The 14110-nt window shown below is 39.1% G+C and carries 12 protein-coding genes; 8 read left to right on the top strand and 4 right to left on the bottom strand.

Going from position 1 to position 14110, the window contains the following annotated elements; all coding sequences use genetic code 11:
* Positions 1-126 precede the first annotated feature (126 nt).
* Positions 127-771 carry an RluA family pseudouridine synthase gene (locus A2003_RS04645; protein WP_171293774.1) on the top strand — a complete coding sequence of 215 codons (645 nt, stop codon included), beginning with the start codon at positions 127-129 and terminating at the stop codon, positions 769-771.
* Between the two features lie 145 nt (positions 772-916).
* Entirely contained in the window at positions 917-3754 is a 2838-nt protein-coding gene (gene rapA / locus A2003_RS04640; protein WP_112986979.1) for an RNA polymerase-associated protein RapA, read from the top strand.
* A 60-nt stretch (positions 3755-3814) separates the two neighbouring features.
* On the opposite strand, the gene dps is transcribed toward rapA, so the two are convergent.
* A complete protein-coding gene (dps, locus tag A2003_RS04635) occupies positions 3815-4306 on the bottom strand; it encodes a DNA starvation/stationary phase protection protein Dps (RefSeq protein WP_112986980.1) in 492 nt (163 codons plus the stop codon).
* Between the two features lie 261 nt (positions 4307-4567).
* Here dps and A2003_RS04630 point away from each other — a divergent pair, with 261 nt between their 5' ends.
* Entirely contained in the window at positions 4568-5701 is a 1134-nt protein-coding gene (locus tag A2003_RS04630) for a TIGR00341 family protein (protein ID WP_112986981.1), read from the top strand.
* Positions 5702-5711: 10 nt separating this feature from the next.
* On the opposite strand, the gene fabR is transcribed toward A2003_RS04630, so the two are convergent.
* Positions 5712-6407 carry an HTH-type transcriptional repressor FabR gene (gene fabR / locus A2003_RS04625; protein WP_004912559.1) on the bottom strand — a complete coding sequence of 232 codons (696 nt, stop codon included), beginning with the start codon at positions 6405-6407 and terminating at the stop codon, positions 5712-5714.
* Between the two features lie 138 nt (positions 6408-6545).
* On the opposite strand from fabR, the gene A2003_RS04620 reads away from it, so the two are divergent.
* Positions 6546-7613: a ferredoxin reductase gene (locus A2003_RS04620; protein ID WP_112986982.1), complete on the top strand. Its 1068-nt coding sequence runs from the start codon at positions 6546-6548 to the stop codon at positions 7611-7613.
* 14 nt (positions 7614-7627) lie between these two features.
* A complete protein-coding gene (locus A2003_RS04615; RefSeq protein WP_112986983.1) occupies positions 7628-8722 on the top strand; it encodes a fatty acid desaturase family protein in 1095 nt (364 codons plus the stop codon).
* Positions 8723-8770: 48 nt separating this feature from the next.
* On the opposite strand, the gene A2003_RS04610 is transcribed toward A2003_RS04615, so the two are convergent.
* Positions 8771-9235 (bottom strand): hotdog fold domain-containing protein, encoded by a 465-nt coding sequence (locus A2003_RS04610; protein WP_004912553.1) that lies wholly within the window; start codon positions 9233-9235, stop codon positions 8771-8773.
* 115 nt (positions 9236-9350) lie between these two features.
* Between A2003_RS04610 and A2003_RS04605 the strand changes: the two genes are divergently transcribed.
* The gene (locus A2003_RS04605; RefSeq protein ID WP_286686878.1) at positions 9351-9983 is read left to right on the top strand and encodes a TetR/AcrR family transcriptional regulator; all 633 of its coding nucleotides are present in this window, start codon (positions 9351-9353) and stop codon (positions 9981-9983) included.
* A gap of 47 nt (positions 9984-10030) precedes the next feature.
* On the opposite strand, the gene A2003_RS04600 is transcribed toward A2003_RS04605, so the two are convergent.
* The gene (locus tag A2003_RS04600) at positions 10031-10732 is read right to left on the bottom strand and encodes an SIMPL domain-containing protein (protein WP_004956273.1); all 702 of its coding nucleotides are present in this window, start codon (positions 10730-10732) and stop codon (positions 10031-10033) included.
* Between the two features lie 466 nt (positions 10733-11198).
* Here A2003_RS04600 and A2003_RS04595 point away from each other — a divergent pair, with 466 nt between their 5' ends.
* Both A2003_RS04595 and A2003_RS04590 read left to right on the top strand, forming a co-directional pair.
* Complete coding sequence (locus tag A2003_RS04595; protein WP_042891120.1) at positions 11199-12569, top strand: diaminobutyrate--2-oxoglutarate transaminase; 1371 nt, start codon at positions 11199-11201, stop codon at positions 12567-12569.
* Between the two features lie 3 nt (positions 12570-12572).
* Positions 12573-14105, top strand: a complete 1533-nt coding sequence (locus tag A2003_RS04590; protein WP_005402276.1) for a pyridoxal phosphate-dependent decarboxylase family protein — start codon at positions 12573-12575, stop codon at positions 14103-14105.
* The last annotated feature ends 5 nt before the right edge of the window (positions 14106-14110 follow it).

Below are 14110 nucleotides of genomic sequence, written 5' to 3'. Positions count from 1 at the left end.
TATTGTTGTGGTGTTTTTTTAGATATGGAATAAAAAATTAGAATTAAATCGATTTTTTCATTGTATTTCTAGTCTAAGCTTTTTATGATTGCCCGCTTGTTTTCATCGAGTCGTTGGAAGGCTATCTTGAGTGATTTTCTAAGTGAACATTTGATTCATCGTGATGAAGATTTTATGGTCATCCATAAACCCGCAGGGCTACTCACCGTACCTGGAAAAACACCTGATTTGCAAGATTGTTTAATCAATCGCTTATTAAAACTAGAGCCAAAAACTTTACTGATTCACCGTTTAGATCGGGATACTTCAGGAATACTCGTTTTTGGTTTATCTAAATTTGGGCAGAGTCATATTTCTCGCCAATTCCAAGATCGTCAAACCTCAAAAATTTACCAAGCTTTGGTTGCTGGACATCTCGAAGATGAAGGCATCGTCGATATACCCGTGATTTATGATCCAAGCCGTCCGCCATTGCATATCGTTGATGCATCGCATCACAAACCAGCATTAACAGAATGGCAAGTCATCGAACATTTAGAAATTAAAGGACATCCTGTAACCCGAGTTCAACTCGTTCCGATTACAGGTCGTTCGCATCAGCTTCGTGTGCATATGCAGTATTTAGGTCACCCGATCTTAGGTGATACTTTGTACGCTACGCCAGAACAACAACAGCTTTATGATCGTTTGTGTTTACATGCGACAGAACTAAGCTTCACTCATCCTAAAACAGCTCAGCAGTTGACATTCAATTGTCCTGTACCGTTTTAGCCCAAAACTTTTTTATGAAACATGATGTGATGCGCGCTATCTGAACGCGCTTTGTGTCAAAATACATATCGTTGAAAACTACATAAAATGCATTAATTCTTCGTTGAATTAGGCACTACAATATGTAGGCTAACTTGAGATAAAGGTGGAAAAATTGCAGCAGTTTGCTATTGGTCAACGTTGGTTATCAGATACAGAAACTGAACTAGGTTTAGGCGTTCTTATTGATGTGGATGAACGTTCTATCAGCATTTTATTCCCCAAAAGTGATGAAACACGTGTGTATGCACGTAACAATGCACCTTTATCTCGTATCATTTTCAATGTAAACGATGAAGTGCAAGATCAAGAAGGCTCAAAATGGATTGTTGAAGCAATCGAAGATCGTCATGGAGTGCTTCGTTATGATGTTGTTCGTACTTTAGAAAATGGCGAGCAAGAACGAAAATCATTGAATGAAACACGTATTGGTGCGCAAATTCAGCTTTCAAAACCTTTAGAGCGTTTGCTTGCTAGTCAAATTGATTATAAAGAATGGTATGACCTTCGTATCGAAGCGATGCTATTACAAGCGCAAATGCATACTAGTCCTTTACGTGGTTTCCTTGGTGCTCGTGTTGGATTGATTCCACATCAACTTTATATCGCTCACGAAGTCGGTAAGCGTTTTGCCCCACGTGTTTTGTTAGCAGATGAAGTGGGGCTAGGTAAAACCATTGAAGCTGGTTTAATCATCCATCAACAATTAAAAACGGGTCGCTCAGAACGTATTCTGATTTTGGTTCCTGATTCATTGCAGTATCAATGGATGATTGAAATGCGCCGTCGTTTCAATTTGCAATTTTCACTTTTCGATTTAACACGTACTGCTTCGATCAAAGAACACGATCCTGATCTCAATCCATTTTTAACTGAGCAATGTATTATTGCCAGTGTTGATTTGATGGTTGACCATGAAGACTTACGTGAGCAAGCCGTAGAAGCTGGCTTTGACTTACTCGTCGTAGATGAAGCACATCACTTAATGTGGAGTGAAGAAGACGGCGGTAATGATCGGTATGATTTAGTAGAAGAACTCGCTGAACAAACAGCAGGTGTGCTTTTGCTTACTGCCACACCAGAGCAACTAGGTGTAGAAAGTCACTTTGCGCGACTTCGTTTACTGGATCCACAACGTTTTAGCAGTTTAGATCGCTTCCTCGACGAAGAAGAACAATATCAGCATACTGCGAAAATAGCAGAAGTATTGATGTCTGATGAGGCATTGACTGAAGAGCATTTGGTCGTACTAGATGGCCTATTGGGTCATCGTATTGATGATCAGCCAGAACAGCGTATGCGAGCGATCCATGAGTTATTAGACCGTCATGGTACAGGTCGTATTTTATTCCGTAACACGCGTGAAGCGATTCAAGGTTTCCCAGGTCGTGACTGTCAACCTGCACCATTGCCTGCACCAGAAGACTGGTCTTTTGACGGCAAAATGCGAGAACAAATGTGGCCTGAAGAGGGACAGCTCGATGGTTCTTGGATGGAAACCGATCCTCGTGTGCCGTGGTTGATGGAAGTACTGCGTAAAGATCTCAAGCACAAAAAAGTATTGTTGATCGCACGTAGTGGACCTGTAGTTGAAGCTTTAGAAAATGCCCTACGTTTACATGCAGGTATTCGTACAGCAATGTTCCATGAGGGCATGAGCTTATTAGAGCGTGACCAAGCCGCCGCATATTTTGCTGAAGATAGTTATGGTGCTCAGATTTTACTGTGCTCTGAAATTGGTTCAGAAGGGCGTAACTTCCAGTTTGCCAGTGATTTAATTTTATTTGATTTGCCTGCAAACCCTGATGTGCTCGAACAGCGTATTGGTCGACTAGATCGTATTGGTCAAGAAAACCGTATCCAAATTCATGTGCCATATTTGGTAGGCACCGCTCAAGAGCGTATGTTCCGTTGGTACAACGAAGCACTTAATATTTTCAGCAATATCTCTCCAACTGCGCAAACCTTGCAAGAGAACTTTATTGTTGAGTTGAAAGATTGTTTGCTTGCTGATCAAGGTCAGACTTTTGAAGATTTACTTGAAGAGGTGAATGTACAACGTCAAGCTTTGGAAGCTGAATTACAAGCTGGTCGCGACAGATTGCTAGAATACAATTCATGTCGTCCAGTGGTTGCACAAGGTATTGTACAAGCACTCGAAGATTATGATGACAATACGACTTTGCCGATGTTTGTTAAACGTTTTATGTCATCTACCAATATCGATTTTGATGAGCAAAGCAATGGTACTGTAATCATCAAGCCTACTGATCAAATGCAAGTTCAAGGTTTGACCTTAGACGAAGAAGGTATGACAGCGACTTTCTACCGTGATCAGGCTCAGATTCGTGAAGATGCGCAGTATTTGACACTTGAGCATCCATTTATTGAAAGTGTGATGGAAATGATCCGCACACAATCATTTGGTAGTACCAATGTTGCGTTGTTAAAATCAAATGCATTAAAACAAGGTTCAGTTCTGTTGGAAGTTTGGTTTAAGGTGGATGTGGTTGCACCAAAAGCCCTGAACTTACCATCAAGCCTTCCAAAGCAGTTGATCCGTGTTTTATTGAGCGAAAATGGTCAAGATTTATCTGCCAAGATTGATCCAAGTATTTTACGTCCATACTTGCACCATTTAGATGGTAATAGCTGCCGTCAGGTGGTGAAAGCGCGCCGTGATGTGATTGAGACACGTTATGCTCAAGCTTTGGATATTGCTAAAACATCGTTACCTGAATTGATGCAGCAAGCGAAAGAGCATTACAGTAGTAAATGGCAATATGAAATTGACCGTTTAACTTATCTGAAGCAATTCAATCCAAGTATTCGCCAAGATGAAATTGAGCGCTTACAAAAATTCCAAAAAGAAGGTTTAGGACTACTTGATGGACTTTCTGTTACCCCAGAAGCGATTCAGGTACTGGTTGTGGTTAAACCATAATTAGCGCTAATAAAAAAGAGGACTGAATTGTCCTCTTTTTTCGTCTTGAATAAACTAAACTTAGTTTTGGTCAATATTGGCTTCTAAGAACCATAAATACTGATCTAAGTCTTCTAAAGCTGCATGAATAATATCTTCAGAAATTGGGTCTTTAATATCTTCGATCGTATCACGAAGGTGATTTGCGACTACACCATAACGATCTGCCAATTCTTTCAAATGGTCTTGTACAGCATGAATCGCGACAGGATACGGTTTAAGATGTGAACTTTCAGCAACTGTTTGGGTTGTACCGAAAGCTGTTCCACCAATTTGCACAGCACGCTCAGCGACATTGTCTAGATGGGTAATGATTGAGGTGCGGAACATATCTAACATTTCATGGACTGCAATAAAATTACTACCACGCATATTCCAATGTGCTTGTTTAGTAAGTAGTGATAAATCAATCAGATTCGCAAGAATTTGATTTAGAATTTTGACCGTTGCTTCTTTAATAGAATCATCTAAATTATTACGTGTATATACTTTTAGAGCTGCTGAAGAATTCATAGTTACCTCATTCAATTATTGTATGTGAAATTTGATGAATTAAACGAATGATCTATTTCAAGTTTCAGCTTAACCCGCGCTGTGCAGAAGGAGTGTTTTAATTCTTAACCCTTTTGTAAATTATGGTGAGTTTAAATATTTTTTCTATTGTAATTACATGGTGTTAGAGTAAGGTTGAACTAAGCATGATTTAAATAATCAACCAAAAAGTAAATTAGGACTTTGCATGAAACTTCTGTTTATGAGATGAGTATAAAAACAATGGAAAATGAAAAAGATAGACCTACAATCGTCATTAATGATCATCCTGAACAGGCTCATATAGAACGTTTAAAGGAAAAGCTTAGATATAAACAAGCCTTAAGAGAAAATTCTAGGAAAATTGATCACAAGCATGTACGACTAAATATTCAGGCAGATGCTTTACCAACCAAAACGTATTTTATTATGAATGCCTTAGCTGCAGTGATTGCTGGTTATGGATTGTTGGCAGACTCAGCCGCAGTTGTAATAGGAGCAATGCTGGTTGCAATGATGTTGGGACCCATTTCAGGCATTGCACTAGCATTTATTGATAATCGGTGGATTCTATTACAAACCGCTCTGAAAACCCTAGCACTGGGCGTGGTGATGATTTTTAGTATTGGTGTCGTATTGGGTTTGATTAACTTCAATATGCCTTTAACCAGTGAAATTTTATCTCGAACTCAGCCGACAGTAATTGATTTGATGATTGCCTTAGCAGGCGGTGCAGCAGGGGCGTTTGCTTCAATTTCACCAAGATTGTCTGTAGCGGTGGTTGGTGTTGCTGTGGCGACTGCATTGGTTCCACCATTAGTGGCAAGTGGCATATTGTTAGCCCATGCGGAATTACGTCATTCAGCAAATGCATTTTTATTGGCTTTAACCAATATGGTTGCTATTCAGATTAGTTCTTCACTCGTGTTGTGGATTGCAGGTTTCAGACGTGGTTCAAATGAACAAGTACAAAGTAATGTTTTGGAATTTATCAAAAGAAATGCAATCAGCTTAATTTTCCTTTTGATACTCGCAATTTATTTATCTGCTAATTTCATACATATGTTGCAAAAACAAATGTATGAAACTAAATCTAAAACTGCGATTGAGCAATTACTAAATCAAAAAAATAATATTATTGACACTATTCAGTTCGAGCAGCAAAAGCAATACACCTTAATTCGAGTTGTCGTGCGAGGGGATACGGTACCTACGCTCAGTCAAATCAAGCAACTGAATCAGATGATGGCAGCAGATGATCGAAGTAATCCGACTGTCGTGCAGGTTCGATTTATTCCTGTAGAAATTATTGAAGAGCAAATTCGCTTTAATACTGAGATTTCACCCGATGAGGCGAAGCGGCTTGTCGTGCAGTGATGAACAAGTATTATCGAATACTTGATTCATCTAAATGACGTGCACCTTCCAAGATCATACGAATCATAATCATGGTTTGTTCAGCAACTTCGGTGCGCTGTTCAGCAGGTATCTCAATAACTTTTGCACCCATATTAAATACGAGTTGTGTAATCGCTTTCGCGGCAATATCAGCATGACTAATTTTGCCATTATTCATTTGTTCTAAGCGGATTAAATCTTCTTGGAGTTCTTGTTGGAAAAAATTGAGTTGGCGATCAACAGCAGCTTTGTAGGAGGTTGAACCTGTATAGCCTTCACGCAACAATAAACTTAAGTTGCCTTCATCTGCATCCAATTGCTGGATAAAGACTTCAACAGAACTGCGAATAATACTTTGTTGTTTAGAGGCTTGCAGTCGAGCTTCACGAATGATACGGCGCAATACCAAACCAGAGCGGTCTATCAATGCAATCGCAAGTTCATCAATGTCTTTGAAATGACGATAAAAGCTATTTGGTGCAATCCCTGCTTCACGGGCTATCTCACGCAGACTAAGAGAAGCGATACTTTTTTGAGGACCGATCAAGTTTAAGGTGGCTTGGAACAATTCCTCACGCGTAATCGTTGCTTTTCTACCAACCGAACGTACTTGAGATTTCATTTGGATGACATCTTGTTCATTTACTGTGTCATTGCCAAGCGGTAAAAAAGAAGAATGAACCATTGTTTTCAAAATATAAGTTAGCTAGTCAGGATTATAGCTGTTGTACAAAGACTTGTGAAATGTAAATTTTTATACGAGTGTATATACAAATATATATACATATGTATAATAATTAAAAAACGATCAGAGTTCCCGATCATGCAAGCACTCCAAAAGAGAACTTCATTATTTAATTCATTGGTTCAAAGCGTAATAGCACATCACGATGCTGATTTTTGGTTGCAAAAAGTTAATCCTTTATGGTCAATCAATCAGTCCCTAGCACGAGTCGTAAAAAAACAAGTTGTAGCAAAAGATACAGTTAGCCTTATTTTAGAATGTAATCGTCATGTAGCACGTGGACTTGCAGGGCAACACCATCCTGTGACGGTTGAAATTGCAGGTCGTCATTACGAACGGACATATAGTCTGATGCAGTTAGATGCTGATCATCTGTGCTTAACAGTCAAAAAAGTTGATCAAGGTTTGGTCAGTTCATGGTTGGTCGAAAAAAGCCAAGTTGGAGATATCCTCCGTTTGGGACAACCATATGGTGATATGCAACAGAGTATTCAGACACCAAAGTTACTTTTACTCGCTGCGGGCAGTGGTATTACACCGATGTTGAGCTTGATCGAAAGTTTGAGTCAGACCAAGCAATTGAACAAAACACCTGTACAACTTATGTACTGGGTCAAAACTCATCAGGACGCTGCATACACAGATTATTTAAAAGAGATCGCAGAAAACTTTCCAAATTTCAGTTATCAGATTTTCTATACCCAAGAACAAGATCAACGCCTAAACCAAAATCATGTCGAAACTTTGGGTGCGTTAAATGAAATTACCGTTTACGCATGTGGTCCCTCAGGATTTGCTTCAACAGCAGAATCTTTATTTGTTGAGGCTGCCGTCGTACAGACTGAGGCTTTTAGCTTAAGTCAATTTAGTGCTGAGCAAACAGATATTGGCTTCATTAATGTCACGTTGACTAAGTCCAATAAAACAGTCGCCATTCCTAAAGGTCAGTCGATTTTATCGAGCTTAGAACAGCAAGGTATCAAGCCAAATCATGGTTGTCGTATGGGAATTTGCAACAAATGTGCTTGTACTAAAGCCCAAGGTGCGACAAAGAACTTGCTGAATGGTGCTGCAAATCAAGAACCGACTCAGTTATTAAAAATTTGTGTGAATTCAGCTCAATCAGATCTTGTGATTGATCTATAAGAGAGATAAAGATTATGAACATGTCTGTTAAAGTTCAATATTTTAAAAATCCAAAAAACCGTGATTTAACTGCTGCTGAGTTAGATGCTTTTGCCCGTGAATTAGACCAAATCAAACAAGAAGTACTGAATGATTTAGGCGAGAAAGACGCGAAGTATATTCGTCGAGTTTATGCGTCTATTCGATATAGTAGTTTCTTAGGTCGTGCATTACTCTTTGCTGGATGGTTTCCACCAGCTTGGCTATTAGGTACTGGCTTATTGGGCTATGCCAAAATCATGGAAAATATGGAATTAGGTCATAATGTGATGCATGGACAATATGACTGGATGAATGATCCAAAATTTAACGGTCAAACCTACGAGTGGGATACAGTTGGGACGTCGGATAACTGGCGTCAAACTCATAATTATAAGCATCATACTTATACCAATGTTAAGGGAATGGATGATGATGTGGGTTATGGGGTATTTCGTTTATTTCCAGAACAACGTTGGACTAAATTTACTTTAATTCAACCAATTTATATCGTGCCATTTAGCCTATTGTTCCAATGGGGTGTTGCGATTCAAAATCTTGAATTAGGTAAAGTTGTCTACAAGCGTAAGACCATGGACGAGTTTAAGCAGGAATGGAAACCTGTGCAAAAGAAAATCGCGAAGCAACTGTTTAAAGATTATGTTTTCTTTCCATTGATCGCGGGTCCATCGGCGATTCCTGTTTTCACGGGTAATCTTGTTGCCAATGGTCTTCGTAATATCTGGACATTCAGTATTATTTTCTGCGGACATTTTACTAAGGATGCAGAAGTTTTCCCTAAAGCAGTTTTACAAAATGAAAGCCGTGGTCATTGGTATATGCGACAAATACGCGGTTCGTCAAATTTAACAGGATCGGAGGCTTTTCATATTTTGACGGGTCATTTGAGTCATCAAATTGAGCACCACTTATTTCCTGATATTCCAGCACGCCGTTACCGTGAAATCGCACCTAAAGTTGAAGCGGTATGTAAAAAATATGGTTTGAATTACAACAACGCAAGCTTTGTAAAGCAATTCGGCGAAGTTGTGGGACGTATCTTCAAATATGCATTACCTTTTAAAAAGTAATCTCTGATTCAAAAAAAGCCCCGATATGTTTTTATATCGGGGCTTTTTTTATTTCTTTTTAGAAATCCACATTGTAATTTTTGCGTGGAAAACTTTTTCATTGGCTTTGTCGAAAACATCGACATTGACAAGATATTCACCTGCTTTATCCCAATCATAATTTTGTTCAACAGGTGAGGCAATTGCGATCAAATCAGTTTCTGCTTTTTTCAAATATTCAACAGTCATTCCTTTAGGAATCCAACGATGTGTTGCAGGAACGGTAACTTCTGTCATTGTTCCTCCAGCAAGTTCAGCCATATTACACATCGCGATCGCGTGTACAGTTCCTATATGGTTGAGCACTGAACGTTTTTTCTTAATCGAAATTTTGCACGAATTCGGCTTTAGTTCTTCAAATAGCGGAGAAATACTACTGAAATATGGTGCTTTTAGGCAAAGCATGCGTGTAAATGTCCATTTGCCTGCGGGTAAAGCAGAAGCTTTGTTCCACAATTCTAGAGTTGAAGCTATGTTAAATTACCTTGATGAAAACAGAATTTAATTCTTTTACAGAATATAATTCTGTTTACAAGTTATGGTCAAGTCATTCACAATAGTTCCGACAATCGGTGAACTCAAATTGAATATGCAAACGGCTCAACAATTATTAGAAAGGTTGTATCCTCAACGAAGATCTTTATTAAAGCGTCAAATATTATTTGATGCGTTATCGTGTTTTTTAGAGTTTGGATTAGATGCCACTAGCATTGAGATGATTAGAGAACGTTCAGACAGCAGTGTAGGAGGGATCTATCATCATTTCAAAAATAAAGAGGGTGTAATTGCCGCTTTAATGTTTGCAGCTTTAGATGATCAATCAAGATTAAGAGATCAATACTTAGAGCAGACGCAATCTTTAAAAGAACTGATCTATAGCTTGATTTATAGTTATGTTGATTGGGTTGCTGATCAGCCAGAGTTCGCTAAATTTTTATTACTTGCACATTACAGTGTGATGAAAGGTGAACACCGTTCGGTTCTAATTGAAAAGAATAAGCTCCGAAATAAAACGCTACGCAACTACATTTCACAGTATTCTGAAGCATCTTTATTGAAATCAGCTCCAGCAGAGTTAATGATGTCTTTAGTGATTGGTGCAACAGAAAACTATTGCCGTGCTTGTTTGTTTGAAAAGGTTGATACTAATCCGAAAATTTATCGAGAATTGTTGGCTAAAGCTGCATGGGATTCTTTACAAAATTTAGCTGAGATAGAGTGAAGAAAAGGCATATTACATGCCTTTTCTTGTATTTATGCCCATTCAAATTATTTGAATTGAATCGAACCATTAGCATTTACGATAATTTTTGACTCACCCGCAGCCATATCTTGAGCAGGAGCAGCTTCTGCCATTGCAAATTTTGCAACTCCACCACGCATCATGGGTTGAGGGAAGTAATTGCTCGTATTTAAATTTAAACTGACAAGATTATATTGTGCTTTGTTCCACGCTTGCGTGATTGATTGAGCACGCTGTTGAAAGTTTTTAGAAGCCTCGATCATTAACTCATTTTCAACTTTCTTTCGTTGCTCATCAGAGACGGTAAAGTTAATAGATTGAGTTTGAAAATTTTGTTGCAGTTCACTGATTAACTGACTTGCCGCTTTGAAGTCCTTACTTTCTAACTGGATTTCTGCACGGGCACGCCATTCTTTTAATTTATTGTTGTCATTGTCATAAACAGGATAAGTGCTTTGAGCACCCGTTTCGACTTTGACTTGAGGATATTTCCGAGAAAGAGCTTGAGCTTGATTCATCAGTTGATTGATTTGATTGGAGAGTTCGGCAGGTTGCTTATGACTCTTTTCGATGTACAGAACTGCCTGCATTTGATCATTGGCAACTTGGCGTGATGCATCAGCTTGGATATTGACGATATTATAGTTTAATTGGTTGGAATCTTGGGCAAATGCGCTTGAACTGAGAGCTGCACCTAACATCATCGAAGCGAGTGCTAAAGTACGCATAAATTTTTCCTTAAAGTGACGATTAACAAATTATTTTTACAACTTTCATATTAAAAAGAACTGATGTTGAACTTCTGCAGATTTTGTGGTGTCTTTGTAATAAATTTGAGATGTTTTGCAATAAGAAAATTAAATAAAAGTATTTAAATAATAAATAGTTATGATGGTGATTTTGACCATTTATCTAAAAATTAATATGTAGATAAAAAAAGCATACTTTCTTTCGCTTGTCACATAGTATGATGATAATTCATCATAGTTAATTGAAAGAAACATTTTTTCAATAATATTAGATGAATGTCAGGCATAAAAAGAGTTTATTTTATTTCAAAATTAGGTATCATCTCGCACCTAGTTGAAAGATATAAAACATTTTGTCTGCACTAGATTCTAAAAAGCACCGAGTCAAACGACCGCAAGTCACCAGACTTATTTCTTTTACCCATATCAGAGATGGTAATTCGATATGAGCGTTACTTCCGTAAACCCTGCCGCTAATGCATCCAACGAATATTATTTGACTCGCCAAAGTCAGATGGAATCAAATGTTCGTAGTTATCCACGTAAATTACCGTTAGCGATAGCGAAAGCACAGGGCTGCTGGGTTACAGATGTTGAGGGTACTCAATACCTCGACTGTTTAGCTGGGGCAGGAACATTGGCTTTAGGTCATAATCATCCTGCGGTGATTCAAAGTATTCAAGATACATTGGCAAGTGGCTTGCCTTTGCATACTTTAGACTTAACGACTCCTTTAAAAGATGCTTTTACTGAAGCACTTTTGGCTTACTTGCCAGGCGGTAAAGAAGAATATTGCTTACAGTTCTGTGGACCATCTGGTGCAGATGCTACAGAAGCGGCGATTAAACTTGCTAAAACATATACTGGTCGTAGTTCTGTGATCAGTTTTTCAGGTGGATACCACGGTATGACTCATGGTTCACTGTCGATGACAGGTAACTTGAGTGCTAAAAATGCCGTGAATGGTCTTATGCCTGGCGTTCAGTTTATGCCATATCCACATGAATATCGTTGCCCACTTGGTTTAGGTGGTGAAGCGGGTGTTGATGCTTTGACTTACTTCTTTGAAAATTTCATCGAAGACGTTGAAAGTGGTGTAACGAAACCTGCTGCTGTGATTCTTGAAGCAATTCAAGGTGAAGGCGGTGTCGTAACTGCACCTGTTAAGTGGTTACAAAAAATTCGTGAAGTGACTGAAAAGCACAACATCGTTTTAATTTTGGACGAAGTTCAAGCTGGTTTTGCACGTTCAGGTAAAATGTTTGCCTTTGAACATGCCGGTATCGAGCCTGATGTTGTGGTGATGTCAAAAGCTGTAGGTGGTGGTTTACCATTAGCCGTGCTTGGTATTAAGCGTAAGTTTGATGCTTGGCAGCCAGCAGGTCACACGGGTACTTTCCGTGGCAACCAGTTGGCAATGGGTACAGGTTTAATGGTTCTAAAAACTATTTCTGAACAAAACCTTGCTCAAAATGCGCAACAGCGTGGTGACTTCTTACAAGCTGAATTCAAAAAGTTAGCTCAAGAGTTCCCATGTATTGGTAATGTCCGTGGTCGTGGTTTGATGATCGGCGTTGAAATCGTTGATGAGCGTAAACCAGCTGATCATATGGGTTCACTTCCTGCTGATGCACAATTAGCTGCGGCAATTCAAACCGCTTGTTTCAACAATAAACTTTTACTAGAGAAAGGTGGTCGTAACGGTACTGTAATTCGTTTACTTTGCCCACTTATCATCAATCAAGACGAATGTGTTGAAGTAGTTGCACGCTTCAAAAAAGCGATTGCAGAAGCTTTAAAAGCAGTACGAGGCTAATCCATGGTTGATTTTGCAGAACATCGTAAAGCGTTACTCTGCAATGATGCACAATCCATTGCTGACTATCAGTCAGCAATGGGCGAAGCGGTTAAAGCCGTTTCAGCATGGTTGCAAAATGATAAAATGTACACAGGTGGAAGCATTAAAGATTTGCGAGCAGCAATTTCTTTTAATCCATCAAAAGAAGGTTTAGGTGTACAACAATCATTACAACGTATGGTTGAGCTTTTCCTCAACAAAAGTTTAAAAGTACATCATCCACACTCACTTGCACATTTGCATTGCCCAACGATGGTGATGAGCCAAATTGCGGAAGTGTTAATCAATGCAACGAACCAATCTATGGATTCATGGGATCAAAGCCCAGCGGGTTCATTGATGGAAGTTCAGCTTATTGATTGGTTACGCCAAAAAGTGGGCTATGGCGCAGGTCAAGCAGGTGTATTCACTTCGGGTGGAACACAGTCTAACTTGATGGGTGTATTGCTTGCACGTGACTGGTGTATCTCGAAAAACTGGAAAGATGAAAATGGTAATCCATGGTCTGTTCAGCGTGATGGTATTCCTGCAGAAGCAATGAAAAACGTCAAAGTCATTTGTTCTGAAAATGCACACTTCTCTGTGCAAAAGAATATGGCAATGATGGGGATGGGCTTCCAGTCGGTCGTGACTGTTCCTGTCAATGAAAATGCGCAAATGGATGTCGATGCACTCGAAAAAACCATGGCACATCTTCAGTCTGAAGGCAAAATTGTTGCTTGTGTTGTTGCTACAGCGGGTACGACAGATGCTGGTGCAATCGATCCACTCAAGAAAATCCGTGAAATTACCAATAAATTTGGTTCTTGGATGCATATTGATGCTGCTTGGGGTGGTGCGCTGATTCTTTCTAATGATCATCGTGCAATGCTTGATGGAATTGAATTGTCAGACTCAATCACACTTGATTTCCATAAGCATTATTTCCAAAGCATTAGTTGTGGCGCTTTCTTGTTGAAAGACGAGGCTAACTATCGCTTTATGCATTATGAAGCTGAGTATTTAAACTCTGCTTATGATGAAGAGCATGGTGTACCTAACCTTGTGTCTAAATCATTGCAAACGACTCGTCGTTTTGATGCATTGAAATTGTGGATGACGGTTGAAGCATTAGGTGAAGAGCTTTATGGTTCAATGATCGACCATGGTGTGAAATTAACACGTGAAGTTGCAGACTATATCAAAGCAACCGCAGGTCTAGAATTGTTGGTTGAACCACAATTTGCTTCTGTTCTGTTCCGTGTTGTTCCAGAAGGCTATCCAACTGAGTTTATCGATAGTTTGAACCAAAATGTTGCAGATGAATTATTTGCACGTGGTGAGGCGAATATTGGTGTGACTAAAGTTGGTCAGGTTCAATCATTGAAAATGACAACTTTAAGTCCAGTTGCAACGCTTGAAAACGTTCAAAATCTTCTTGCACTTGTGCTTGCAGAAGCTGATCGTATTAAAGATGCAATCGTTGCTGGTACTTATGTTCCTGCGATCGATTAATTGCA

The sequence above is a fragment of the Acinetobacter sp. GWC1_38_13 genome (genome assembly GCF_001767535.1).
Classification (GTDB): domain Bacteria; phylum Pseudomonadota; class Gammaproteobacteria; order Pseudomonadales; family Moraxellaceae; genus Acinetobacter; species Acinetobacter junii.
Note: the sequence above shows the minus strand (reverse complement) of the source record. Positions and strands in the feature narration are given on the sequence as shown.

Excerpts from the sequence above, each read along its gene's own strand:
- dps (WP_112986980.1), bottom strand. The coding sequence starts at position 4,306 with ATGAATTCTTCAGCAGCTCTAAAAGTATATACACGTAATAATTTAGAT.
- A2003_RS04630 (WP_112986981.1), top strand. The coding sequence starts at position 4,568 with ATGGAAAATGAAAAAGATAGACCTACAATCGTCATTAATGATCATCCT.
- fabR (WP_004912559.1), bottom strand. The coding sequence starts at position 6,407 with ATGGTTCATTCTTCTTTTTTACCGCTTGGCAATGACACAGTAAATGAA.
- A2003_RS04620 (WP_112986982.1), top strand. The coding sequence starts at position 6,546 with ATGCAAGCACTCCAAAAGAGAACTTCATTATTTAATTCATTGGTTCAA.
- A2003_RS04615 (WP_112986983.1), top strand. The coding sequence starts at position 7,628 with ATGAACATGTCTGTTAAAGTTCAATATTTTAAAAATCCAAAAAACCGT.
- A2003_RS04605 (WP_286686878.1), top strand. The coding sequence starts at position 9,351 with ATGCAAACGGCTCAACAATTATTAGAAAGGTTGTATCCTCAACGAAGA.
- A2003_RS04600 (WP_004956273.1), bottom strand. The coding sequence starts at position 10,732 with ATGCGTACTTTAGCACTCGCTTCGATGATGTTAGGTGCAGCTCTCAGT.
- A2003_RS04595 (WP_042891120.1), top strand. The coding sequence starts at position 11,199 with ATGAGCGTTACTTCCGTAAACCCTGCCGCTAATGCATCCAACGAATAT.
- A2003_RS04590 (WP_005402276.1), top strand. The coding sequence starts at position 12,573 with ATGGTTGATTTTGCAGAACATCGTAAAGCGTTACTCTGCAATGATGCA.